This window comes from Pseudoalteromonas sp. 3J6 (assembly GCF_903995135.1).
Taxonomy (GTDB): domain Bacteria; phylum Pseudomonadota; class Gammaproteobacteria; order Enterobacterales; family Alteromonadaceae; genus Pseudoalteromonas.
Window position 1 is genome coordinate 3,615,642 of the sequence record NZ_LR877185.1, and the last position, 26,291, is coordinate 3,641,932.

Genomic DNA, 26,291 nt, shown 5'->3' on the forward strand with positions numbered 1-26,291 from the left:
ATTAGTTTTTTTCCTCTGGGGATGTTTCATCTGTTTTAGCTGTTTTTAACGAATGAGCCACTCGCGCTTGACGTTGATGTTCAAGTACTAATGCGCCAATGCGTTGCTGCTGAAGCTCTCGTAAACCTTGCTCTGCGTTATCAAGTGCAGGTGCTGATGAGTAGCTTACAGGCGACGCCATGCCGGTTAACGGCGTGGTTTGCAATAAAGGAATTTCGTTTTGCACAGCATCTTCACCTTGCGGTAAGGTGTTCACGCCAACGATAGTAAACATTGCTACGCTCGCAGCAATTGCTAGTTGGGCAACCGGTTTACGCCAATTAAACGCCACTACTTTATTATCTGTTTCGGTATTAGAAGCGGCAGCCACATTGTGAGACTGGCTAAAGTCTGCATAAACGGGCTCGCTCTCAAGTGCTAACGAAATGCGTTCGCTAATATCAAAGTCCATATTATTGTTATTTTCTTTAGCTCGCATTGCATCACCAATTAACGCGTAACGGCCAAACGTAGCTACATCATCCGATGCAATAGTTGCATCCTTTAATGTTTGTTCACCGTCAAGTAATGCTGATAACGATTCGTTATCTAAGCGGTTAACGTGTGCTTTTGTCATACTAAGACTCGCCTATCAATGGGTTTAATTTATTATCAATTGCTTCACGGGCACGAAAAATACGCGAACGTACCGTCCCGACTGGGCAATCCATAACCACGGCTATTTCTTCATAGCTCATACCCTCAATTTCTCTAAGAGTAATCGCGGTTTTAAGATCTTCAGGCAAACTATCAATCGTATTAAAAATAACAGCGCGGACTTCTTCGCTTAATAGTAAATTTTCAGGTGACGCGTTAGAACGCATTGAATCTGCACCTTCATAAAACTCGGCATCGTCAGCATCAATATCATTTGCTGGCGGTTTACGCCCTTGAGCCACTAAATAATTTTTAGCACAATTAACGGCGATACGGTAAAGCCAAGTATAAAAAGCACTATCACCACGAAAGTTTGGAAGGGCACGATACGCTTTAATAAACGCTTCTTGTGCTACATCAGCAATGTCACCTTGATTTGATACATAACGAGAGATCAAACCGGCTATTTTGTTCTGATACTTCTTAACTAATAGGTTAAAGGCGTTTTTATCTCCCTGCTGGACCCTTTTCACTAACGCTAAATCTAATTCCTGCTCGCTCATTCGAGCCGGTACTCCTCTGATTGATTCTTGCTTATTATTCATAGTGTCGCCATTGTTCACACCTACTCTGACCCCTAGATGAATAAAAAGTTCTGACTCATATTGTTTTTTTATAAAATAGCTACAAATTACGCGTTTATACGCTAAAACCACTTAGTAGTAGTTCAACAAATATGGTACAACTATAAGTATTAAAAATAAATATTGCTCTATCTGAGCATTGTAACCGCAAAGTACCTCACAGATGAACCAAAATAAACATCACATTACCGATGTCGCTATTATTGGTAGCGGCGCAGCAGGCTTATCACTTGCTTTATCTTTGGCTAATTACTGTAACGTTACCGTGATCAGTAAAGGTGAATTAACCGAAGGTTCTACTCTTTACGCCCAAGGCGGAATTGCCGCTGTTTTTGATAAAAAAAATGACAGTATAGAGTCTCACGTTGAAGATACCTTAGATGCAGGTGGCGGTTTGTGTGACAGAGAAGCTGTTCATTACACTGCCAGTAATGCACATGACTGCCTACAATGGTTGATTGACCAAGGCGTGCCTTTTGATATGGAATTTGATAGTAAAGGTAAAGAGCGCTTTCATTTAACCCGCGAAGGGGGTCATAGCCATCGACGCATTTTGCATGCCGCCGATGCCACTGGCAAAGCAGTGCAAACAACCTTGATTAGCCAAGTTCAAGCGCACAGCAATATCACCTTGTTAGAGCATTACAATGCGATTGATCTAATTACAGATAAAAATATCGGTAAAACGGGGTCACATGTTCACGGTATGCATGTGTGGAATAAAAAGGCCAAAAAAGTAGAAACCATTGGCGCAAAATTTGTTGCCCTAGCAACGGGTGGCGCAAGTAAAGTGTACCTTTATACCTCTAACCCTGATGTTTCTAGCGGTGATGGCATAGCAATGGCATGGCGTGCAGGGTGTCGCGTTGCTAATATGGAATTTAATCAATTTCATCCAACCAGTCTTTACCACCCGGAATTACAAAATTTTTTAATTACCGAAGCAATGCGTGGTGAAGGGGCCTATTTAAAACGCCCTGATGGCACTCGCTTTATGAAAGAGTTTGATGAACGAGAAGAACTCGCTCCGCGCGATATTGTAGCGCGCGCTATCGACTTTGAAATGAAACGCCTTGGCGCAAATTGCTTGTATCTAGATATTAGCCATAAAGACAAAGATTTTATTATTGAACACTTCCCTACTATTTACGCTAAGTGCTTGAGCGTAGGGCTTGATATTACCAAAGAAGCAATCCCTGTCGTTCCTGCGGCACATTACACCTGTGGTGGCGTAATGACCGACTTTAACGGCAAAACGGATTTAGCAAATTTATACGCTGTGGGTGAAGTGGCTTATACCGGCTTACATGGTGCTAACCGCATGGCAAGTAACTCATTATTAGAGTGCATTGTATTTGCCCATGCAGCAGCAAAAGACATTTTGAGTAAAATAGAGACTGCACCCGCGCTGGCTGATTTACCTAGTTGGGATGAAAGCCGTGTATCTAACTCAGATGAAGAAATTGTCATCACTCATAACTGGCATGAGCTACGATTATTTATGTGGGATTATGTGGGAATTGTACGCTCAACCAAACGTCTTGAACGTGCGCTGCATCGTGTTGAACTGCTACAACAGGAAATACACGATTATTACGCAAACTTTAGAGTAAGCAATAACTTACTTGAGTTACGTAATTTGGTGCAAGTTGCCGAGCTTATAATTAGAAGCGCAATGGAACGTAAAGAAAGTCGTGGACTACACTTTACTATTGATTATCCAGAGCAAAATGAGAACCCAACGCCTACTGTTTTAGCTCCGCTGCGCGGTTAGCCGCATCAAGTGTTGCCCGTTTTAAACGCGCATAACTTTGCTCATCAACACTATTGGCTGAAATAATCAGCCAATAGTTTTTACTAAAGCCATTAATATACAGCCACACACTCTGACCAAGTAACCGGCTTTGTTTACTAATGAGCCCTTGAATTTGCCTGTTTGAGCCTTCAAAGCGAAATTGATTCGGCTCTAAGAGTATAATGCCTTGCTGTGGTTGAGCAGCCACGATTTTTCGCCAAACAATAATGCCAGCAAGTGTATTAAGTGCAATACAAAAAAGAGTTGCCACCACCGAGTTCATAAATAGGCACAACACTAAAGTCAGCACACAAAAAAAGACCACAATCGGTTTGTGGTCTGTTTTATTATTTGTAACGGTAAATCTATACACGAACTCGGTCTAAAATTAGCTGAACCATGCTGTTTAGTTCAGCGTCTTTACATTCTTCATGGCCCATAAACCAAGCGAATAAATCTGGGTCTTCTTGGGTTAATAGACGCTGAAAAATCGCTTGCTGTTTAGCATCTAACGAGTCATAAGCTTCTTCAACAAACGGCATAAACAAAACATCTAGCTCTAACATGCCACGGCGACAAGCCCAACGGATACGTGCTTTACTATGTATTTCAACCATTTTAAACCTCATATTTAATTAACTCGAGTTTACCAAATACGCGTTAATTTAACAGCACTAAGTTATAAAAACATCGTCTGTTAGTCGCTGTACCATACGCTTTAACTACGTTATTATGTGGCCTCATTTGTTATTGCAAAGAAGGTGTTTATGTCTCAGGTTTATGCATGTCCTTTATCACATCAGGTTATTAGCCTCTCAGGCGCAGATAAATTATCGTACCTCCACGGACAAATCACTCAAGATCTAAATAAACTTAACAACGATAACTTTTTGTGGGCAGGTCACTGTAGTGCAAAAGGTAAGTTATGGGGTGTATTTAAGTTATTTTCTTATCAACAAAGTTACTTTTTAACAGGCTCAAGTGCAGAAGTAGAACGCTCTCTTGCTGAATTAAAAAAATATGCTGTATTTGCAAAAGTTGAAATTAATAAAGCCTCAGAGCGATTAATTGGTTTACTTGGTGATGACCTAACAGGCTTACTCACACAACTCGACATTCACTTTAGCGATGACGCCACGGCTTGTGACTTCGCTCACGGTAAAGCTCTTAAGCTTGGATCAAACCGCATTTTACTAATGGTTGATAGCCAATTTTGCCTACCTGACGATGTGTCGACCCTCGATGACGATGCGCTATGGCAGCAAGCATCCATACTTGCTGGTGAACCGCAATTAAGTGTTGATGCGATTGATGAATACGTACCGCAAATGGTTAACCTGCAAGCCATTAACGGCATTAGTTTTAAAAAGGGTTGCTACACAGGCCAAGAAACCGTTGCACGTATGAAGTACCTAGGCAAAAACAAACGTGCCATGTATATCGTCTCTGGGCAAAGCGAAGGACAACTTGATGAGCCTGATATTGAAACCCAATTAGGTGAAAACTGGCGCCGCGCAGGTAAACTTATTGCGCAAAGCTATAATGAACAAACACAGACTTTAACTGGTTTGGTCGTGTTGCCAAACGATACTGATATCGATCAGACTCTTCGTGCAAAACACACCCCTTCGGTAGAGCTAAACATTCTGCCTCTACCTTACTCTCTTGAAGATGAATAATAGGAATGACTATGATCGTTGCAGCAAATAAAGTGGTAAAAATGCATTACTCTGTTTTAGATAATGACGGCAATACCATTGATAACTCATTTGGCGGTGAGCCATTAATTTTTATCGTTGGTACAGGCTACCTGATCTCAGGGCTTGAAAACGCGCTGCAAGGCAAGCAAGCTGGCGATACACTAAGCGTAAAAGTGGAGCCTGAAGAAGGTTACGGTGAGCGTCATGATCACTTAATGCAAGCCGTACCAAAATCAATGTTTGAAGGTATGGAAATTGAAGTGGGCATGCAATTTCGTGCAACCACCGATGACGGCGACCAATCAGTAATGATCATCGATATTCAAGACGAAGAAGTGATTGTTGATGGTAATAACCCACTTGCCGGTATTACACTTAACTTTGATGTAGAAATTTTAGAAGTACGCGATGCAACAGCCGAAGAGCTTGAGCATGGCCACGTACATGGCGAAGGCGGTTGTGGTCACGAGCACTAAAACCCGCTGAGTAAAATTGCTATAAGTTTATAAAAAAAGCGCCTTAGGCGCTTTTTTTATAGCATATTATTTTGTGTCCGTAATTTGGCTTGAGGCTCTGCTGCTGGCATTTCAACAGGGGTTATTTTATCTTTAAGCGCAGCAACTAATCCTGCTTGGTCATTCGTGCCTAAGCGATACTGGGTGCCATCTTTAAGCGTTAATTGCACAGCACTAAAACCTGATACCGTATAAATCCACCCATCGTGTGTAATGCGAATACCAATACCATGGCGGTATGAGTTTTGTACTGCTTTTACATCAACTATGTCTTCTAATGCTAACTTTTGGCCAGCAACACCAGGGCCAAATGCCCAGCTAATATGGGTTTCATCAACTTTAATGGTTAAACCGTGGAACAAAAAGCCCACCAGCACTAAAATACCAGCAAATACGATTAACGGGGCATCGGCACCAATTAAGTTCCATGCAAGCGCAACAAAACCGCTGATCCACGCTAATACTACAAATATAAATACCGCATACTGCTTATGCTGATACATAACACTCTCTATTAAAAAAGTTAAAAAATTAAAAACTGTATACTAAGGTTGCACTGAGCTCTGAATCGTATTTAAGCTTATCTTCTTCAGGCTTAGAATTATAACGATACATATAAGCAAACTTAAGCGATACCGCGCCAACCACTTGGCTAATTAATGCCGTTTCTGACTTTAACCGAGAGTTAAGCCCTGACAAAGACTGTTCTATACTGATATCTTGATTAAATCGGGTACGCTTAGATACTAACCTCTCCCACTGCATTGCAATACGAAGTAAATAACCCATTTTGTCTTTATCGTCGTCAAGTGCTGTTGACTCATCATCAGCAACTGAGCGATATAAACCTGGGCCAATATCTATATCTACTTTATTTTTAACCCCTTGATAAACACGTGCACCATAACCGGTTGCTATCGTACTTTTAAAATCAAGACCGCTAAATTGATCTTCCTCATAATCCCCGTAAATAAAGAACGACGAGTTTTTAACCCCTACTTTATAGTTACCTTGTGCAGAAACAAACACCCGATTAGCAGTAACATCCGACTCGCCCGTTTCTTCGTTTTCATCACGTTTGTACAAGGAGTCTATTTTGAATTGATTTCGCCAGTTTTCAAAATCTTGATAAAGATTCCCTTTAAGCTTAAAACTGGTGGAATTAGTGTTACCTTTACTTAAAATAAAACCAAATTCGGTATCGCCGTACAACACTTCGCCTTTGTGTAACTCATGAATTTCTTCATCTGAGAGTTCCCCATATTGATGAAAATCTTCAAAAGGATCAACAGCCCAGCTAAAGCAGCTAAATAATAAAAGCAGTAATACAAAGAAGCATCGCAAAATGCGTTCTCTTGCAAATGGCAATAACAAAAAAGCAGAGAGGTGGTTATTCACTTTCTTTCCACAAAATATGACAAAAAGGCGCGTCTTTATCACGGCTAATTAGAATTTTCGCAAATAGTACGTCTTCGTTATCAAACTCAAGGCCCACTAATACTTGAATAAAATGCTCAGGTTCAATTTCTAGGGCAACAAAGTCTTGCCACTGTTCATCGGGCTCATCTTCTTCAATAAAGCCTAGTTCTTCACGGTGTAGGTTAAATTCTTCAACATCTTTGTCGCTTAAATTATTGGGAGCCAGTTCTAAAAAAATATCATAAGCTTGATGAGTTGCTTCTTCTACCGTAAATAAACGTGGACCTGACATGAATGGTTAACCTCTGAGCTTTTAAGTGGCAATCATAATATCAAAAGTTGCTAGGGTTTTGATAAAAAAAACACGTTAATTACTGACTTTTTTATTTATTCCTAATACTTATAGATATTATTAAATTGGTTAGCACACGGGTCTGTTGACCTTGGAAGATTAAATAGCCATCAAAGATAGCTAGCCCCACGTGTATTAAAAAATTCAGTTTGTTTTTATTCACCTTCACCCACTTTACTTAACATCAATAAAAACATAAGCTCAAACAACAGGTCAGAGGAGTGAACAATGATAAAATTAGAAAAAAAACAGGGTATCGCTACCGTCACATTACATCGCGTAGAAAAACAAAATGCCTTAAGCTTTGCTATGTTTGTTGAGCTTAACAAAGTGATTAAAAATATAAAAAAAGACGCCAGTATTCGTGCAGTTGTATTAACCGGTGAGGGCGAACACTTTTGTGCTGGGCTCGATATTAACGCGGTTATGGCCTCGCCATTCAATATCATAAAGCTCCTATTCAAATGGCTTCCTGGTAATCAAAACCTAGCGCAAAAAGTCGTACTGGGCTGGCAGTCATTGAGTGTGCCTGTAATTGCTAAAATTAACGGAAACTGTCTTGGTGGTGGCCTGCAAATAGCGCTTGGAGCTGATTACCGAATTGTTCATCACGATGCCAAGCTCGCCATTATGGAAGCGCGCTGGGGATTATGCCCCGACATGGGCGCTAATGTTATGCTTGCAGGCTTAGTAAAACGCGACCAAGCACTTTGGCTAGCAAGTCATGCTGACCCCATTAGTGCTCAACATGCTTTTGAACTCGGTTTAGTAACAAAAACAACCGACGATACCGATAAAGCAACTAAAGAAATGCTTGATACATTACAAGCGCGTTCACCTGACACATTAGCAGCAATAAAACGTGTAACTCAACAAAGCTATAAAGCCTCTGCTCGAAAAATACTCGCCAAAGAAACATGGAGTCAAATTCGCTTATTAATCAACCCTAATACTAAAAAAGCCATTGCTAAAGCAAAAGGTAAAACTGATATTGAGTTTGCAAACGCCAAACGCTGGTAATACTAAGGCACAATGCACAAAACAGCGTTATTTGTTAAAGTGATAATCCTCTATTGTATTGAGTCGTCGCCATGAAATACTTTTTAAGTAGCGCTATCATTTTGCTTTGCTTGGCAGCGGGCAAACTTATTATGCACTTTATTGATGCCAGTTTTCCTGCGCCACTGTTAGCAATGGTTATTTTACTGGTACTGCTTTTATCAGGTATTGTTAAAGAGCAGCATCTTACCCCGTGTGCCACACCTATTTTAAATGTAATGCCTATTTTCTTTATTCCTGCAGGCGTTGGTTTTATTGAACACTTAGCACTTATAAAAACCCATTGGCCTTTCTTAACCGCCGTTATTTTATTAGTCCCCTTGAGTAGTTTAATTTTAGTGGCAAGCCTAGTAAGTTATTTTAAAGGCAGAACTAATAATGACTGATTTCAGTAGCACCATTTTTAGCCTTGGCTGGTTAACCATTCCATTTATTATTATCCTTTTTATTGCACTAAGGGCTGTTAATCTTAAAATCAATCAGAGTATTTTAAAGTCATTAACCAACCCCGTTTTTTTAAGCATCGGCATTATTGCCTTACTACTCGTTAACCTTAAATTACCCTATTCACAATTTGCATCGCATAGTCGGTTGTTAACGTGGTTATTGGAGCCGGCCATAGTCGCTTTGGCCTTGCCGCTATATCAACAATTTATGCACGTACGTAAAAACTTTTTACTTATTTTAGTTGCCTGCAGTATTGGTATTATTAACGCCACACTGGTAGCTTTTGTATTAAGCGTTTTATTTGCTGTCCCATCGCAGCTCAGCGCATCAGTTGCGGCACTTAGCGTTACTACACCTATTGCATTACTTGTCACCGATTCACTTGGCGGGATCAGCTCGCTAGCCGCTGCCATGGTAATTTTTATTGGTTTACTTGGCGCTTTATTTGGCATTTTATTATTAAAACTAATTAAAATATTTAACTTTGAGGCACAAGGAATCGCAATCGGTACCGCGTGTCATGCTATAGGCACCGCGGCTGCAATTGCCGAGCATCCAAAAATAGGGGCGTTTTCATCGGTGGCTATGGCATTGAGTGCGTTATTAACTGCTGTAATTGTGCCAATAATGTATCCAATTTTAGTTAACACTTTGTTATGATAAGCAGATAAAACACTATCGCTAAAATAGAGTCGACATGATCAGTTCTGAAATTCAGCAATTTGAAAAGTACTACGCCCTACTTACTGAATATTTAGTTACCTACAGTATGCAAATTGTCGGCGCTATTTTTATTCTATTGGTTGGCCTATGGGTAGCGAAAAAGCTCGCTGCAGGTGTTGCCAATTTGATGACGCGACATAACGTCGATATCACCTTAACTAACTTTGTTAGTAATGTCGTTAAAGTATTACTGATCATTATGGTGATCATAATTGCGCTTGGTAAAATTGGCATTAGTGTTACCCCGTTTGTTGCTGCAATCGGTGCCGCTTCTTTAGGTGCTGGCTTAGCATTACAAGGCATGCTTTCTAATTATGGCGCCGGGCTTGCAATTATTGCCACGCGGCCATTTGTGGTGGGCGATACCATAGAAATAAAAGGCGTTAGCGGCCAAGTAAAACTCATTGAGCTGGGTCACACCGTATTAATTAATGAAGAAAAAGTAGAAATAACGATTCCCAATAAGCATATCGTTGGCGAAATCCTACATAACTCATTTAGCTACTCCTTAGTAAAAGGTGAAATAGACATAGCCTACAGCGCCTGTAGTGATACCGCGATTAACCTAATTGAAAACGCATTAGCTAATCACGAACTGGTTGCTAAACAACCCAATGCACAAGTTGGCATAGAACGCTTTGCAGATAGCGGCGTAACTATTAGCTATCGATACTGGGTTCCTACCACTAAAATTATTGAAACTAAGCTCGCTATTAACGCCAGCGTGTATAAAGCAATTAACAATGCCAATATAGAAATTCCGTTTCCACAGCGCATTGTTACACTTAATAAAAATAACTAGCACTACTAATGTAACTAAAGCAAAAAGCTAAATGCACTTATAACTATAAAAATGAGCCAATTATGCATCAACCGCCCTTTTATTTAGGTGAATGGCAAATCACCCCAGCCAGTAACACCATTCAACGCGCTGAGGAACAAAAACAGCTAGAACCCAAAGCCATGGATGTGTTGCTGTATTTGTGTCAAAACCAAGCAGAGATTGTGAGTAGCGACGCGTTATTAACTCACTGCTGGGCAAACACAGAAACCGGCGATAACCCTCTGCATAAAACTATCACTCAACTTCGAAAAGCTCTGGGTGATAAGGCAAGCGCCCCGCAATACATAGAAACCATACGTAAACGTGGTTATAGGGTTATTGCATCGGTTGAGTTTCCATTAGCTGATGACCTCCCCAGCGAAGTTAATACATGGCAAGGCGGCTCTCCTTTTTTAGGTTTGAGTGCATATAACCCAACCGATACCCACTTATTTTTTGGTCGTAATCACGCCATCAGCAAGTTATTAGAGAGCGTATCAAACCAAGTAACATTGCAGCGCGCATTCTGTTTAATCCTTGGCCCTAGTGGCACGGGTAAATCATCATTAGTTAATGCGGGTATATTGCCAAAGCTGCTCGACGAGCGAGGCTATAACGGCATTAGAGTAATGTCGTACACCCAACTCGACTTTGCAGATGTAGCTGAAAATAGGCTGTATTTAGATCTCGCCTCAGCCATGCTAGATTGGGATATTAACGACATTCCAGTATTTACAGGGCTAAGCGCACAAACGCTGGCACAGCAACTAGAACATGATATAGATAATGTTATTAGTTGCTTAAAAAGTACAATTGAAAATACCCAAACAGCAGCAAAAACGCCGCAATTGTTTTTGTTTATAGACCGCTTAGAAGTGCTACTTTCCTCACCGCTATTTAGTAACGACACCCGAAGTCATTTTTTATCTGTTATTGAGCGTTTAGCGACCTCTAAAGCGGTGATTGTATTTAGTGCCTGTCGTAACGATTTTTACCCTTTAGTGGTTGAGCAGCCAAGCCTTATGGCCGGCAAAGCTCATGGCGCGCATTACGATTTAACCCCACCAAATCGCCATGAACTACAACAAATTATTCGTTTGCCAGCGTTAACCGCTAATTTAACGTTTTCGCAAGACCCAAACACTAAAACCCCGCTGGATGAAATACTTTGCGCCGATACCGCCAATAATCCAGATGCACTGCCCATGCTACAATATACACTGCAAGAGCTGTATTTACAGCGCAGTGATAATAATGAGTTATTGCACAGTGTTTATGAAAAACTCGGCGGTATTGAGGGTGCCATTGGTAAAAAAGCCGAAGAGGTATTTATAGGGCTTTCTCAAGCGCAACAACAGCAACTAAAAAGCGTGTTATCGCAATTAGTAACGCTAAACCCAGATGGTAAAACCATTACGAGCCGCGCAGCCCGCTTGCAAGCATTAACCAACACCAGCCAAAAAGAGCTGGTTCAAGCCATGGTCGATAGCCGCTTATTTGTATCGCATTTACAAAACCAAGAAGCCTACTTTAGCCTTGCTCACGAGGCATTATTACGCCAATGGCCACGTGCTAAACAGTGGATTAATGACCATAAAGATGCCCTTGCTATAAAAAGCCGCTTACACCACCACACGCAACAATGGCTTAATGAGCACAAAAGTAACGCCTATCTGTTAGCGCCGGGTAAACCATTGCAAGAGGCCGTTACCTTATTAAACGACAACATATTTAAACTAGATGATGACGAACGCGCGCTTATAACCAGCTCTCTTAAACACAGTAAAACAAAAACAACTATAAAACGCGGCACGGTTGCTCTGCTTTGTTTACTTACCTGTGTTGCCCTATTTATGAGTGTTACTAGCTTTCAAGCGCAGAAACTTGCACAGCAAAAACGCCAAGAAGCCGAAAGCTTACTAGGGTTTATGGTCGGTGATTTTGCCGATAAATTACGCAGCGTTAAGCGTATGGACTTACTTGATGGCATTAGTAATAAAGCACTTGAGTATTTTACTAATCAAGTTGAGGAACCAAGCTCGCTATTTAACTTTAGCAGTCAACAAGCCGAGTTTAAAAGTCGCTTTCAGTACGCACAAACCCTGGAAGCCATGGGGGAAGTCGCCTATTCCCGCGGTAAAACCATTGAGGCCTTCACTGCCTTTGAAAACGCCCGCATTCGCCTTGAAGCACTCTTAAAAATACAGCCAAACAACTTAGAGCTACTCACACTCGCCGGTGCCAATGCCTTTTGGCTCGGCCAGCTTCATTACGATAAAAGCGATTACGCTGCCACTGAGCCTTTCTTAAAAAAATATCATATCTACAGTAAAAAAATGTATTCATTAGCACCGAATGATTTTAATGCCATTATGGAGTTATCATATTCACACAATTCGCTGGGGTCTTTATATTTACAGCGATTTAACTACACTGGCGCTAAACAGCGCTTTGCAGAGTCGCTCGCCCTTAAAAATGAAGCGCTTGAGCTTAAACCCAATAATAAAAACCTATTACGCGATAAAGCCGATACCATCAGCTGGCTTGCTAAAACAGAAGAAAGATTGGGTGTTTTTAACGCAGCATTAACCATGTATGCAAATGCTTCTAATGAGTTAAAAAGTTTATTAATTGAATACCCAGATGATGCAAGTTTAGCAAGCAGTTTAGCTTATACTTATATTCAACAAAGCTATCTATTAAGCTACTTACCTAATAAAAAGCTAGCCTACAAAAAAGCACAGCAAGCTACAAAAACAGTTAATAGCGCACGATTGCAAGATCCAAAAAGTAAAGAAATTCAACATTCTTATTATCGTTTTTTGGCCCACCAGTTAGTGCTTTCACCTAATAAAAAAATTGATAAGCGAATTACCAAAATTATCAAATTTATGAAAGATCAAGGCTTTATAAATAACCTTACTGTTAATACACAATTGAGCCTTATACAGTACTTTATTGATAAACAGTCACCACTTAAAGCACAGGAGTTATTGACGGCACTTGAAAGTGATAAAAACTATAAACAGCATAGAGGCAATCTAATAGCAAGTGGCGATAATTTAGCGCCCACACGAATAAATTTACTTAAAGCTAAGTTAACTTCAACCAGCAAACAGCGAGAACAATTTTGCTTAAATGCGCTTCAAGCCATTGCTAAAACAGCAGAAACAAATCAAAGTGTTCGCATTACGTACCCGCTAGTACAGGCTTACACCTGCTTAAACCGAGCTAACGAAATCCCAAAAATAAGAGCAAGCCTAGTAAAGCTAGGTATTACTGACTTTAAACTATAACTATGAATACAAAGGAAATAATATGAATAACACTCAAGAGCAAATTCACTTTACAGTTAACATTGTACTGGGCAGTGACGACGAGGCTAACTTTACATACTCTATAGATGGTAGAAAAGTGACAGGCGGCGGAGTTGTAAGAACCGAAACCGCGGGCGTTTATAGTTTAGATGATGCTACGCTTGCTAAAGGCTTTTTATTCACTGGCGCCACTATTACCGATGTTAATAAAGAAATACCTTGCGCCCAAGACTTCAGCTTTAAAGTTAGTGATAACGGCCGCACAATTACTATTATCGATACCGATGAAAACCCTGGCACCGCCTGTTTAGTATTTAACGTTGAGTGCAATGGCAAAGCTTATAAAAGTGCCGATCCACAAATTGAAAACAAAGAAGAAAAGTAATTAACAACGTTTAATTATTAATTTCTAAATTGCACAGGGCTGATTTATTCCTGTGCAATTTTTATAAGCTAAACACTTTAACGCTAACACATACCAAGCAGCATTATTAATAACCATCCCTTATTACTAATCTATAATAAAAACCACAACTTTCAATTGCTAAATAATTAATTTTCACCTTGTACAGGTTACTTAAAACCTGTGCAAGCATGATTTTTACCATTAAATATCAAACAGTTAAAAACAGAAGGTTACCGAAAGGTTTAATTGCACTTTTTTAAGTAAATTTGTAGGCATCAAAAACGTCTGTACCATGCTAAGGCTAAAACGTGTCGAAACAAATTAACAATAAAGAGACTGCAGCAACTAATAACGATAAAGCATTGCCCTTCGATAGCGCTTTATTACCCCCTTTTTCGCATACTCAATTTGATGCATTAATTGAATTATTTAATGGCACCGCCGAAGGTATTTTTGTACTGAATGAACAGGGTGGTTTTGAGTTTGCAAATCCAAAGGCAGCACAGCTATTAGGTTACTCTCAGCAGTCGCTGATAGGCGAAAATTTACTGTCGTTTTTACACGGTGCAGACCTTGATAAATATAAACAGACCTTATTAAATTGGATTGGTATTAAAGACACCCCTCTTAGCATTGGCCCAAATGAAGTTACTATAAACAAAGCCAATGGCGATATGATTGAAGCTGACTTATCAATATCAAGCATGCCAAAAAGTCTCGCATCGGCGCAAAAGTTGTACGTGTGCATACTTCACGATCTTAGTACTCATAAAGCCATGTATAACCGTTTAAAAATACAGGCCTCAACCGATCATTTAACTGGGCTTGCTAACCGATTAGCTTTAGATGAGTCGTTAAAAAAGTACTGGCAAGAGAGTATTCAAAGCCAACAACCTTTAACCAGTATATTAATTGATGTTGACCACTTTAAAAAATTCAACGATACCTATGGGCATATTAAAGGCGATAAATGCTTACAGAAAATAGCAAAAATGCTATTACAATGCATTCCATCTAGAGAGTGTTTAGCTGCTAGGTATGGCGGTGAAGAGTTTGCGATTATTTTACCCCGTTGCGATATAAAAACCGCCACGGTTGTGGCCAACCATATACAACAACAAATTGCACAAATGAGCTTTACCGACATAGGTTTGCCACCAGAGGTTAAAATTACGGTAAGCCAAGGAATTGCCAGTGAAAATAATAACCAGTACCGCACCTACGAGGCGCTATTGTATGCCGCAGACACGGCTTTATACCGAGCAAAAACAGAAGGTAGAAACAAAATAAGTACGATTGTTTAAAGTTTAAATTAAAGGCCTTTTCATGACGCTATATATATTAAACGCCACTTCATGGGGGTGGCGTTTAGCTTAAAAATTAGAGTAATAACAAACTACCTAACCCTAAAAAGGTCACAAAGCCGACAATATCAGTCACTGTGGTTAAAATAACTGAGCCTGATAATGCAGGGTCAATTTTCATTTTATCTAAAATAGACGGGATCACTACGCCCGCCAACGACGCGGCCACTAAATTAAGCAGTATTGCCACGGTAATGGTTATACTAAGCATAATATCGCTAAACCATAGATACGTTAGCAAACCAATCACTAAAGCCCATACCAAGCCATTTACCGCCCCTACACGCAGCTCTTTTTTAAGTAGAGCGTTACGGTTTGAGTCGGTAACCTGACCAAGCGCAAGACCGCGCACTATAACTGTTAAGGTTTGACTACCGGCTATTCCGCCCATTGATGCCACAACAGGCATTAATACCGCAAGTGCCACCACTTGTTCTATAGTGGCGCCAAATAAGCCTATAAACCATGAGGCTAAAAATGCGGTTGCTAAGTTGATACCTAACCAAATACCACGGTTTTTAGCACTTTTGCGAACACTGGCAAATAGGTCTTCGTCTTCACGTAAACCACCCGCTTTTGCTGTGGCTTCGTCAGCAATTTCTTGACGTAACTCGTAAGCTGATGCGATGGTTAAACGCCCTATTAGTTTGTTTTCGGCATTAACCACGGGCATGGCCATTTGCTCGCTGTGAATAACCACCTCGGCGGCTTCATATAAATCGTGGTCTGCGTGCAATGAGGTAAAATCATGATTAGTTAAGGTGACTAAGCTTTGATTATCATGCGCTTTTATTAGGTCGTTAACTGCTACTTCACCAATTAAGCTGCCTTTGCGGCTCACTAAATAAATCACTTCGCTGTACTGCGGTAACCCTTTATGTAGCAGCTTTTTAGCGCCACCCGCAGTGAGCTTGTCTGACACCTTTAAAAAGTCAAAACCAATCCAGTGACCTAGTTGCTCAGGCGTATATTGTTGCGCCAGTTCGTATTGTTTAGTTTGCGCTTCATCAAGCTGTTTTTTTGCATAATCAGTAAAGCGCTGCGGGATCACTTCCTCTAATTCAAGCAGCTCTTCAACGTTAACTTCGTCTAATAATTTAAAACCGTCACTGTCATCTAGGGTTTGCAGTAACCATAAACAGCTATCTTCACTTAAGTTAACAAAAATTTCGTGTTGTGTGTCTTCATCTAATAAATGCCAAATTTCAAGGCGCTGCTCTTTAGGAATAGCTTCAAATAATAAAGATAAGTGTTCGGTTGATAAGGTTTGTTGAGCATCTATCAGTAATTTATTTTTACGCTCTGTGGTATCACACTGCAATAAGTCGTTTATGAGTTGTGGTAACTGATCAACCGGATACTCTATCATTTTAAAACCCTAAAATAGTCTTTCACTATAAATTTACTGTAATAAGTAAGCACTTATTAATAAGAATAGCTAATAGTGTACATTAGACACGACCAAAAATATTAAAAAATCTCTGTGTCGTTAGATATTTATAGCTGCTATCACCCACTCAACGCTAACCAATAAAAAAGCCGTAACAAATAATGTTACGGCTTAGTGTAGTTAGTATTTTAAATCGCGCTATATTTTAAATTGTCCTACTAGGTCACCCAAGTTTTCACCTCGCCCAGCTAGGTGCTTACTTACTGACGAAGTCGTTTTACTCGACTGTGTTAACTCATTAACTATTTCTTGAATCGCATACACATTGCGGTTAATTTCTTCTGTTACACTGCTTTGCTCTGTTGCTGCTGTAGCAATTTGCGTACTCATATCATTAATTGTTGTTACCGATGTAGTCACCGCACCTAAGCTTTCTGATATAGCGCGCGAAGACTCAACTGAACGATTACAGCTTTGTTGACTCGCATGCATAGCATCAACTGCTGCCGTCACTAAATTATGTAACTCGCTTAGCATTTCGTTAATTTCTAATGTGCTGTCTTGGGTTCTGCTTGCTAAGCTTCTAACTTCATCAGCTACCACCGCAAACCCACGACCTTGCTCACCTGCGCGTGCCGCTTCAATTGCCGCATTTAATGCTAATAAGTTTGTTTGTTCAGCAATACCACCAATTACACTCAATACGCTGTTAATTTTTTTAGATTGCTCACTTAACGAGTTAACCTGCTCTGCTGCTTGATTAATTTCGCCCATTAAGTTTGATACTTCGCTCAGTGAAACATCCACACAATCTTGCGCGTTAGCCACTTCTTTTGTTGCCGCCTGCGTTGACACTGCAACTTGTGTGGTATTTTGCGCAACTTCATGGGATGTTGCTGACATTTCGGTAATCGCTGTTGCCACTAAATCGGTTTCATGGTTATGCTTTAATAACTTGTCTTCTATGAGTAATGTTTGCGTATTAATATCTGAAGAGGCTGTTTTAACGTCACTTGTTACATCAACCACACCGGCAATAATACTGTGTAGCTTGCTCACAAATACATTGAAAGATTCACCTAACTGACCAATTTCATCATGGGTATCTATTTCTAAGCGTCGGGTTAAATCTCCCTCCCCTTTGGCAATATCATCTAAGCTTTGCACCATACGTTTAATTGGTTTTAGCATATTGTTAGAAGCGTACAACGCACCTGCTGCAGCTAAACCAAGAAGCAGAAGTGATATTAAAACCAAAGTGGTCATTTTTTCGCTTAAATGGCGCTCCATGGTTGCTTGATACTTTACCAGTTCGGCTTCAATATCATCCATATATGTGCCAGTACCTATCATCCAATTGGTACCTGGGATCATTGCAGCATAACCAATTTTTTCGACTAAGCCGGTGGTGTTAGGCTTTTGAAAATGATAGGTAAACGAGCCACCGCCTTTACGCGCTTGCTCAAGTAAGCCAACCACTATTTTTTTACCGTTTGGGTCGGTCATGCCTATTTTATTTTGCCCTTCTATCGCATCACCCAATAAGGCATGAAAAACACTAATACCATCGGTATCATAAATAAAGTAGTAACCATCTTCACCAAAGGTTAAATCTCGCAACGCATTTTTAGCGTCTTGCTCATTTCCTTGTGCTAATTGGTATTGCACTACTTTAGAGCCGATTTCTATTTCTGTTCTTAGCAAAGTTTGTTTATCAGCAATTAATTTAGTTTTAAACTCATTAAAGTTTTGCTGTTGATTTTGCATCTCTAAATAATAAGAACCTGCCATAAAACTGATTAGTAATACAATCAATGGTAAAACAGCCAACAGTAGCAATTTGTTTTTTAAGCTTAAATTACCCATTATTTCTCCAATTAACATTATTAGCCATTAAGCTTTTATTTTTCGGTAGCTTAATAACTACGTTTCCATTGTTTATATTACTGACAACAACGCCATAATTGTATGTAAATTAAGCACAAATAGCGTTATTTCGCAATTTAATATACTCGTATGTTAGTAAAACACATTAAAAGCCACTTTATAATTAGACAATGGTATACAGCTAGTAATAAACAACTGATTCATCTCATTATTACAAACCCTACTAGTACACATTTTATTAAATTTACTTAAAGCTAAATTAACCTGAATAACGCTATTTTAGCTTTAATATAAATTAAACATTGGGTATCAAACAAAGGTCTTGCTTTCTGAGTTAAAACGCAAATAATGAAACAACTAACCACTGGGTAAGAATGAGGAAAATGAGTTATATACTAACCACCCAATGCGCAGACGATATAGGCTTAATCGCCAAAATTACCGGACTGTGTAATGAGCATAATTTAAATATTATTCGTAATAATGAATTTGTTGATAAAGATGCACAGCGCTTTTTTATGCGCACAGAGCTTACTGGCGAACCACATGCTGAGTTTTTGTCACAACTGCGCGGCGTATTACCAGCTGGAGCAAAAGTGGCACTGCACGGTGCAGAAAAAACCAAAGTGGTACTATTAGCCACAAAAGAAGCTCATTGTTTGGGCGGCATGTTACTTAAGCAATTTGAGCAAGCCTTAAACATTGAGATACTCGCCGTTATCGCCAACTACCCTACTCTAGAGCCTCTAGTGAAAGGGTTTGATGTTCCTTTTCATGTGGTTTCTCATGAAGGACTTACGCGCAGTCAGCATGACGAAAAAGTCGGTGACTTAATTGCCAGCTATAACCCTGACATTATTGGCCTAGCTAAATACATGCGTATTTTGAGCCCTGAATTTGTGGGTCGTTTTGAGGGTAAAATCATTAATATTCATCACTCATTTTTACCTGCTTTTATTGGTGCAAAGCCGTATCACCAGGCATTTGAACGTGGTGTGAAAATTATTGGTGCCACAGCTCACTTTGTTAATAATGAGCTAGACGAAGGCCCTATTATTTTACAAGACGTGTCGAGTGTGACCCATGCGAATACAGCTGAGATGATGGCAAAAATGGGTAAAGATGTAGAGAAAACGGTGTTTTGTAAAGCACTGCAACTGGCATCAGAACATAAGCTGTTTATTAATGGCAATAAAACCGTGGTGTTTTCATAATTAGTTTTATATTAAAATTAAAAATGCCAGCGACTAAGCTGGCATTTTTTATAAGTAAATATTAAACCTTACTTAATTAGGGTGTGTAATACGTTGGTGCCCCAGGGCCTACTGGCATACCTAAAACAAATACCCATAAGTAAAACAGTACCACCCAGCCAACAAAGAAGATTAAGCTGTATGGCAACATAGTGGCTACCAAAGTACCTATTCCCATGTCTTTTTTGTATTTAGTGGCAACCGCGAGAATTAAACCAAAGTAACTCATCATCGGGGTAATTAAGTTAGTTACTGAATCACCAATACGATAAGCCGCTTGAATTGTCTCGGGTGCATAACCTATAAGCATTAGCATAGGAACAAAAATAGGTGCTGTTACTGCCCACTGCGCTGACGACGAGCCTAAAGTTAAGTTAACTAAAGCACACATCAAAATAAACAGTACAAATACTTCCGGCCCAGTTAAGCTAAGAGCTTGTAGTAACGCGGCACCGTTAATCGCTAAAATTGTGCCTAAGTTAGTCCATTTAAAAAATGCCACAAACTGTGCAGCAAAAAACACCAATACAATGTACATGCCCATAGAGCTCATACTCTTGCTCATGGCATTGATCACGTCTTTATCATTTTTCATGGTGCCAACCACGCGACCATACACAAAACCCGGAATACCAAAGGTGACAAAAATAAAAACAACAATCCCTTTTAAAAACGGAGAGTGAGCAACTAGACCTGTTTCAGGGTTACGTAAAATACCGTCTGCTGGAACAATAGTCCAAGCGAGTAACAACGAAACAACAAGTAATGAAACTCCAGCCCATTTTAAACCTGATTTTTCTTTGTCAGTTAAACCGGCAATATTATTTTGAGCTAAATCTTCGCTGGCTTCATCTGGGTTATATTTACCTAAACGTGGCTCAACAATTTTCTCAGTAACAAGCGTACCCAAAACAGCAATTAGCAACACTGAAATCATCATAAAATACCAGTTTGCTTCAGCGCCTACTTGGTAAGTTGGGTCAATCATTTGTGCTGCAGGCGTCGTAATACCTGCTAATAACGGATCGATAGTACCCAGTAATAAGTTAGCGCTATAGCCGCCCGATACACCAGCAAACGCGGCAGCAAGACCTGCAAGTGGATGACGACCTAAACTATGAAATATCATTGCCGCTAGGGGGATCAATACTACATAACCCAGCTCAGATGCTGTGTTTGATAAAATAGCAGCGAAAACCACCATGAAGGTTACTAAACGTTTAGATGCCCCCATAACCATGCCACGCATTGCCGCAGACAATAGTCCTGAATGCTCTGCAACACTCACACCTAATAGCGCTACTAGCACCGTACCCAGTGGCGCAAAGCTGGTAAAGTTGGTCACCAAGCCCGTTACAATACGCTGTAAGCCCTCAGCACTGAGTAGGCTAACCACTTCAATTACACCATCGGGATCGCGCCCGGCAGAGCCCTCAGGGCGAGGATCGATAGCACTTAGTCCAAACCAATCGGCAACGCCACTAAATAAAATAATGGCAATACAAAACATCGCGAATAAGGTAATTGGATGGGGAAGCATGTTCCCTAAAAATTCTACCGTGGCTAAAAATCGATTAAACCAGCCGCCCTTTGCGACCTGATTTTCATCTTGGGATGTGTGTGGTGAGTCTATTGAGTCTGACATACCATGCTCTCTTAATTACAAAATGCCCGTAACCTAGCATTATTTTCTGAGCAGGTCATGTAATAAAGATGAATGACTTGTTATGTCATGGTAATAACTGAGGGGTTTGTTGTGATTGGATTGCAAAAAAGAGGCTCTCGCCTCTAATTTAGTCTGCTTGGGCTTGCTCTATCGGTTCTAGTTGTAGTTTTGCAGCAATTAAAACAGCTTGGGTACGGTTATAAACACCGAGTTTTCTAAATATGGCAGTAATGTGTGCTTTGACTGTGGCTTCTGAAATGTGGAGTTCGTAGGCTATTTGTTTATTCAGTAAACCTTCGTGCAAGTATTGTAATACGCGATATTGCTGTGGAGTAAGTGATGCCACTTGTGCAGCAATTTCTCTATCTGCGCTTTCGATTTCAGCCACTTTACTTTTTAGTTCAGTTGGCAGCCAAGTATCGCCTTCGAGTATTTGGTTAATTGCGTTGGCAATATCATCAGATGAGGATGATTTAGGAATAAACCCCATAGCGCCATAACCCATAACTTTCGAAACAATATTTACATCTTCACTACCCGAAACCACCGCAATAGGTAAGCTTGGGTAATCTTCACGTATACGGATCAAGCCGTATAAGTCACCGTTACCTGGCATGTGTAAATCTAGTAGTAATATATCAAGGTCTTCTTGTTCGCTTAACACCTGCAGTGTGCTGTCAAAATCTGCTGATTCGAAAACTTCTAAACCCGCAAACTTTGCACTCAAAGCGCCTTTTAGTGCTTCACGAAATAACGGATGATCGTCCGCTATTAAAAACTGACTCATTGTTCACTCCCAAAAATTCGGCCGCTATCCAATAGACAACAGCCGATATACTACGTTTAGAATCAACTTCTAATCAAGCTTTTAACGCGAAATTAACGATTTAATCGATTTTCTACTAACTCATCAACCACAGACGGATCCGCAAGCGTTGAAGTATCGCCCAGCTGTTGATGTTCATTTGCCGCGATTTTACGTAAAATACGACGCATAATTTTACCAGAACGTGTTTTTGGTAGACCTGGCGACCACTGAATCATATCCGGTGATGCTATTGGGCTTAGCTCTTTACGAACCCAATTACGGATATCTTTAGTTAGCTCATCACTCACCGTTACACCCTCGTTAGGAGTTATGTAAACGTAAATACCTTGGCCTTTAATATCGTGTGGGTAACCTACTACAGCCGCTTCAGCTACAGCTTCATGAGCAACTAAAGCACTTTCAATTTCAGCAGTACCTAAACGATGCCCAGACACATTAAGTACATCATCAACGCGTCCTGTGATCCAGTAATCACCGTCTTCATCGCGACGACAACCGTCGCCAGTAAAGTACACACCAGGGTAAGCACTAAAGTAGGTTTGTTCAAAGCGCTCATGGTCGCCATACACGGTTCGTGCTTGCGAAGGCCAGCTATCTAAAATGACAAGGTTACCGTCAACCGCACCTTCTAATGTATTGCCTTCAGCATCAAATAACGCCGGTGCAATGCCAAAGAATGGACGGGTTGCAGAGCCTGGTTTCATATCGGTTGCACCTGGTAATGGCGCAATCATGATGCCACCAGTTTCGGTTTGCCACCATGTATCTACAATAGGACAATTCGACTTACCAATTTTTTCATAATACCAAGTCCACGCTTCTGGGTTGATTGGCTCACCCACAGAACCTAAAATACGTAAGCTGTCACGATGTGAGCTGGCAATCGGCTCTTCGCCTTTAGCCATCAATGCGCGAATGGCAGTAGGTGCTGTGTATAAAATCGTTACGTTATGTTTATCAACCACTTCACCCATACGACCAGCTGTTGGGTAAGTCGGTACGCCTTCAAATACCACTTGCGTACACCCATTAACGAGCGGCCCGTATGCAATATAACTGTGACCTGTGATCCAGCCTACATCAGCACTACACCAAAAAATATCATCGTCTTTTAAATCAAAAATGTATTCGTGAGTCATAGATGAATACACTAAATAGCCACCAGTGGTGTGTACCACACCTTTAGGCTGACCTGTAGAACCTGAGGTATATAAAATAAACAGCGGGTCTTCAGCATTCATGTGTTCAGGTTCGCACTCTGGCGTTTGATCTGCAACTAAGTCATGCCACCAAATATCATGGTTGTGCCAATCAACATCGCCTGAAGTTAGTTTATGCACCACTACATGCTCAACAGTGGTGACAGAATCTTGTAATACGGCTTCATCTACATTAGCTTTTAGCGGCACACAGTTACCTGCACGTCGGCCTTCATCTGACGTGATCACCACTTTAGCACCCGAATCATTAATACGATCCGCAATAGCAGACGGTGAAAAGCCACCAAATATAACTGAATGAATAGCACCTATGCGGGCACAAGCTTGCATTGCGTATATCGCTTGTGGGCTCATTGGCATGTAAATGGCTACACGGTCACCTTTTTTAACACCTAATTTTTTTAAACCATTAGCAAATTTTGCCACTTCATCATGTAGCTGTTGATAGGTAATATTTTCGCTTTGAGAAGGATCATCACCTTCCCAAATTAACGCTACTTTATCTGCTTTTGTTTTTAAATGACGATCAATACAGTTATAAGAGGCATTAAGGTAGCCATCTTCATACCATTTAATATTGATATGGCCTTTATCAAATGAAGTGTTTTTTACTTTTGAATATGGAGTAAACCAGTCAAGACGCTTACCGTGCTCAGCCCAAAACCCTTCAGGGTCTTCAATAGACTGTTTATACATCGTATTATATTTTTCATTATCGACGAGCGCTGCGTTTTTTATATGTGCAGGAACTGGATAGATACTTTGTGACATATTAGTCTCCAATTTATATTACTTGCCTTTGGCTTTTCATCAAGGATTACTCAGCAGTGCACTATTAAATATTAGACATTAGTTGTATCTGGGTTCAAATAACTAGGGTCTGTTGACCTTTCAAGGTTAAATTTGCAACAGTCTGTTTGGTATTTAGGCAAGGCAGAGCCTATGTGGTGTGGTTATTCCCCATAAATAGGCGATAACGCAGCATCAATGCCAAACAGGCGCTGCCCGATGGGTTCTGCCTAGGGGCGATTTACTCTTTGTTGCCTACATGGATGTAGGTAAGGGGCGTAAGCAGGACGCGGAAGCTTTGCTCGGTTTTTACTTATTCTTACATGGATGTAAGCCAGTAGAATAACGCAGGAGCAGTTATCGAGCCCACTAGGTTACAAACCTCGCGCCATGATTTAATCGCCCCTAGTTTGAACAAATTTTAATCCGCAAAGGTCAACAGACCCCAATATCTTATCTATAATCCTCATGGCTATACCCTATTTACATAAAAAACATACTATTAAATAAAGGTATGTGGGCCCTCAATAATTATTAAACCTTAGTCTAATAGACTAATAGTTAATTGAGTAAATTGTGCACATATACAACAGTAGCTTAATTATACAAAAACTTTGATTGTTTATTAATAACTCGTATTTACTAACAAATTAAATTAAAGACAATAAATTCAATCTGTTAGTACTATATAAGTAACACACATTAATGCATATCATAATAAAACATACAACAAGTAGCCTATAAAAGGACACAACAATGAAATTAACTCCAATTAAAACACTGGCAGCGACTGCTGTACTATGTGCACTTTCTAGTACAGCTTATGCTGCAACAGCTGCAAAAATAGGTGATACAGAATTCACCTACGGTGGATACATTAAACTCGACGCAATGTGGAGTGACTATTCAGCAGGCGCTCCTGCTGGCAGCAGTGTTGGCCGTGACTTTTATGTACCAAGTACGTTAACAGTTGGTAGCGATGATAGTTCAGACGCAGTATTTGATATGCACGCTCGTGAGTCACGTTTCAATTTTGGAACTGCTACCTTACTAGATAACGGTAAAACGGTTAAAACTAAAATAGAGCTAGACTTTTTAGCGTCTGCCCCAGGTGGCAACGAGCGTGTGTCTAATTCATATTCTCCGCGAATTCGCCATGCATTTATTTCATACGATGGTTGGTTATTTGGTCAAACATGGTCAAACTTTCAAAACGTTGGTGCATTACCAGAAGCGCTTGATTTTGTTGGCCCAGCAGAAGGCACAGTGTTCGTTCGCCAATCTCAAATTAAATACACTACAGGTGCATGGTCTTTCTCTTTAGAAAATCCAGAAAGCACAATTACTACAGCAGGTGGTGGTATGGCAGTGACTGATGATGCCTCATTACCTGACTTTACCGCACGCTATACTCACAAAGCGGATTGGGGTAACTTTGTAGTAGCAGCCCTTGCTCGTCAACTGACCTACAAAGTAGGTGGTGTTGATGCCGATGAAACCTCATTTGGTGTTAGTGCATCGGGTATGGTGAAACTTGGTGAAGACAATCTAAAATTTATGCTTACCCAAGGTAAAGGACTAGGTCGTTATGTGGGTCTAAACGTAGCACGTGGGGCGGTTCTTAATGGTGATGACCTAGATGCGATTGATTCAACATCTGGTTTTATTGCGTATCAACATAAGTGGAACAGTCAGTGGCGCTCTACTTTCCTATATTCGTTCTTATCTGCTGATAACGATGAAAACCTACTAGCAATGTATGGCGATCCTACAGAATCAAGCCAAAGCTACAGTGCAAATATTTTATACTCACCGGTTAAACGTCTAACCTTTGGTGCGGAATTTAAACATGCAGAGCGTGAGCTTGAAAGTGGCGTAGATGGCGACATGGATCGCTTACAGTTCTCTGTTAAATATGCGTTTTAATTTAAAATACTTCCTGAGCGGCTTCGGCCGCTTTTTTGTTTCCATAGTAAATACACCTGTACACTTTTTTAAAATAACATTGATGACGTGTAAAATATTACAATAACGCAATTGCAAATCACTCTCATTTA

24 protein-coding genes are annotated in these 26,291 nt (G+C 40.3%); 12 read left to right on the top strand and 12 right to left on the bottom strand.

The annotated features are described in order from the left end of the window. Position 1 precedes the first annotated feature (1 nt). The gene (locus P3J6_RS16560; RefSeq protein ID WP_198523569.1) at positions 2–616 is read right to left on the bottom strand and encodes a sigma-E factor negative regulatory protein; all 615 of its coding nucleotides are present in this window, start codon (positions 614–616) and stop codon (positions 2–4) included. 1 nt (position 617) lies between these two features. Further along, a complete protein-coding gene (gene rpoE / locus P3J6_RS16565; RefSeq protein ID WP_010387792.1) occupies positions 618–1,199 on the bottom strand; it encodes an RNA polymerase sigma factor RpoE in 582 nt (193 codons plus the stop codon). A 244-nt stretch (positions 1,200–1,443) separates the two neighbouring features. On the opposite strand from rpoE, the gene nadB reads away from it, so the two are divergent. Next, positions 1,444–3,054 carry an L-aspartate oxidase gene (gene nadB, locus P3J6_RS16570; RefSeq protein WP_198523570.1) on the top strand — a complete coding sequence of 537 codons (1,611 nt, stop codon included), beginning with the start codon at positions 1,444–1,446 and terminating at the stop codon, positions 3,052–3,054. On the opposite strand, the gene P3J6_RS16575 is transcribed toward nadB, so the two are convergent. Then, on the bottom strand, positions 3,026–3,385 hold the full coding sequence (locus tag P3J6_RS16575) for a hypothetical protein (RefSeq protein ID WP_198523818.1): 360 nt from the start codon (positions 3,383–3,385) through the stop codon (positions 3,026–3,028). The genes nadB and P3J6_RS16575 overlap by 29 nt on opposite strands. Before the next feature lie 55 nt (positions 3,386–3,440). Further along, entirely contained in the window at positions 3,441–3,692 is a 252-nt protein-coding gene (locus P3J6_RS16580) for an FAD assembly factor SdhE (RefSeq protein ID WP_010387788.1), read from the bottom strand. 150 nt (positions 3,693–3,842) lie between these two features. Here P3J6_RS16580 and ygfZ point away from each other — a divergent pair, with 150 nt between their 5' ends. Together ygfZ and P3J6_RS16590 are read left to right on the top strand one after the other, a co-directional pair. Continuing rightward, positions 3,843–4,754: a CAF17-like 4Fe-4S cluster assembly/insertion protein YgfZ gene (gene ygfZ, locus P3J6_RS16585; RefSeq protein WP_198523571.1), complete on the top strand. Its 912-nt coding sequence runs from the start codon at positions 3,843–3,845 to the stop codon at positions 4,752–4,754. 11 nt (positions 4,755–4,765) lie between these two features. Then, the gene (locus P3J6_RS16590) at positions 4,766–5,251 is read left to right on the top strand and encodes an FKBP-type peptidyl-prolyl cis-trans isomerase (protein ID WP_008111743.1); all 486 of its coding nucleotides are present in this window, start codon (positions 4,766–4,768) and stop codon (positions 5,249–5,251) included. A 56-nt stretch (positions 5,252–5,307) separates the two neighbouring features. Here the strand turns inward: P3J6_RS16590 and P3J6_RS16595 are convergent, their stop codons facing one another. From P3J6_RS16595 to P3J6_RS16605, 3 genes are read right to left on the bottom strand one after another with little or no spacing between them, the layout of a single operon-like run. Continuing rightward, on the bottom strand, positions 5,308–5,793 hold the full coding sequence (locus P3J6_RS16595) for a hypothetical protein (RefSeq protein WP_198523572.1): 486 nt from the start codon (positions 5,791–5,793) through the stop codon (positions 5,308–5,310). Positions 5,794–5,821: 28 nt separating this feature from the next. Then, a complete protein-coding gene (locus P3J6_RS16600; protein WP_138609342.1) occupies positions 5,822–6,634 on the bottom strand; it encodes a DUF481 domain-containing protein in 813 nt (270 codons plus the stop codon). 46 nt (positions 6,635–6,680) lie between these two features. After that, positions 6,681–7,001: an HI1450 family dsDNA-mimic protein gene (locus P3J6_RS16605; RefSeq protein ID WP_013465646.1), complete on the bottom strand. Its 321-nt coding sequence runs from the start codon at positions 6,999–7,001 to the stop codon at positions 6,681–6,683. 288 nt (positions 7,002–7,289) lie between these two features. Here P3J6_RS16605 and P3J6_RS16610 point away from each other — a divergent pair, with 288 nt between their 5' ends. From P3J6_RS16610 to P3J6_RS16640, 7 genes are all read left to right on the top strand, one after another. Then, positions 7,290–8,081 (top strand): crotonase/enoyl-CoA hydratase family protein, encoded by a 792-nt coding sequence (locus tag P3J6_RS16610; RefSeq protein WP_198523573.1) that lies wholly within the window; start codon positions 7,290–7,292, stop codon positions 8,079–8,081. Positions 8,082–8,152: 71 nt separating this feature from the next. Further along, positions 8,153–8,506 (top strand): CidA/LrgA family protein, encoded by a 354-nt coding sequence (locus tag P3J6_RS16615; protein WP_198523574.1) that lies wholly within the window; start codon positions 8,153–8,155, stop codon positions 8,504–8,506. Further along, the gene (locus tag P3J6_RS16620) at positions 8,499–9,227 is read left to right on the top strand and encodes an LrgB family protein (RefSeq protein WP_198523575.1); all 729 of its coding nucleotides are present in this window, start codon (positions 8,499–8,501) and stop codon (positions 9,225–9,227) included. The genes P3J6_RS16615 and P3J6_RS16620 overlap by 8 nt, the downstream gene beginning before the upstream one ends. A gap of 37 nt (positions 9,228–9,264) precedes the next feature. After that, positions 9,265–10,092 carry a mechanosensitive ion channel family protein gene (locus P3J6_RS16625; protein WP_138609329.1) on the top strand — a complete coding sequence of 276 codons (828 nt, stop codon included), beginning with the start codon at positions 9,265–9,267 and terminating at the stop codon, positions 10,090–10,092. 62 nt (positions 10,093–10,154) lie between these two features. Next, entirely contained in the window at positions 10,155–13,409 is a 3,255-nt protein-coding gene (locus P3J6_RS16630; protein WP_198523576.1) for an nSTAND1 domain-containing NTPase, read from the top strand. A gap of 22 nt (positions 13,410–13,431) precedes the next feature. After that, a complete protein-coding gene (locus P3J6_RS16635; RefSeq protein WP_198523577.1) occupies positions 13,432–13,815 on the top strand; it encodes a DP-EP family protein in 384 nt (127 codons plus the stop codon). Positions 13,816–14,144: 329 nt separating this feature from the next. Then, on the top strand, positions 14,145–15,140 hold the full coding sequence (locus tag P3J6_RS16640; RefSeq protein ID WP_198523578.1) for a GGDEF domain-containing protein: 996 nt from the start codon (positions 14,145–14,147) through the stop codon (positions 15,138–15,140). 76 nt (positions 15,141–15,216) lie between these two features. Here the strand turns inward: P3J6_RS16640 and P3J6_RS16645 are convergent, their stop codons facing one another. Further along, the gene (locus tag P3J6_RS16645; RefSeq protein ID WP_178956462.1) at positions 15,217–16,569 is read right to left on the bottom strand and encodes a magnesium transporter; all 1,353 of its coding nucleotides are present in this window, start codon (positions 16,567–16,569) and stop codon (positions 15,217–15,219) included. Positions 16,570–16,788: 219 nt separating this feature from the next. Then, the gene (locus P3J6_RS16650; RefSeq protein WP_198523579.1) at positions 16,789–18,456 is read right to left on the bottom strand and encodes a methyl-accepting chemotaxis protein; all 1,668 of its coding nucleotides are present in this window, start codon (positions 18,454–18,456) and stop codon (positions 16,789–16,791) included. 404 nt (positions 18,457–18,860) lie between these two features. Here P3J6_RS16650 and purU point away from each other — a divergent pair, with 404 nt between their 5' ends. Then, positions 18,861–19,691, top strand: a complete 831-nt coding sequence (gene purU, locus P3J6_RS16655) for a formyltetrahydrofolate deformylase (protein ID WP_198523580.1) — start codon at positions 18,861–18,863, stop codon at positions 19,689–19,691. Between the two features lie 76 nt (positions 19,692–19,767). Here purU and P3J6_RS16660 read toward each other — a convergent pair whose 3' ends face one another. The 3 genes from P3J6_RS16660 to acs form a co-directional block, all read right to left on the bottom strand. Then, complete coding sequence (locus tag P3J6_RS16660) at positions 19,768–21,375, bottom strand: AbgT family transporter (RefSeq protein ID WP_138609311.1); 1,608 nt, start codon at positions 21,373–21,375, stop codon at positions 19,768–19,770. Positions 21,376–21,523: 148 nt separating this feature from the next. Then, positions 21,524–22,183: a response regulator transcription factor gene (locus P3J6_RS16665; protein ID WP_198523581.1), complete on the bottom strand. Its 660-nt coding sequence runs from the start codon at positions 22,181–22,183 to the stop codon at positions 21,524–21,526. 92 nt (positions 22,184–22,275) lie between these two features. Continuing rightward, positions 22,276–24,216: an acetate--CoA ligase gene (gene acs, locus P3J6_RS16670; RefSeq protein ID WP_198523582.1), complete on the bottom strand. Its 1,941-nt coding sequence runs from the start codon at positions 24,214–24,216 to the stop codon at positions 22,276–22,278. Between the two features lie 774 nt (positions 24,217–24,990). Between acs and P3J6_RS16675 the strand changes: the two genes are divergently transcribed. Next, positions 24,991–26,160, top strand: coding sequence for a DcaP family trimeric outer membrane transporter (locus P3J6_RS16675; RefSeq protein ID WP_178956466.1), 1,170 nt, complete (start codon positions 24,991–24,993; stop codon positions 26,158–26,160). Positions 26,161–26,291: the final 131 nt, after the last annotated feature.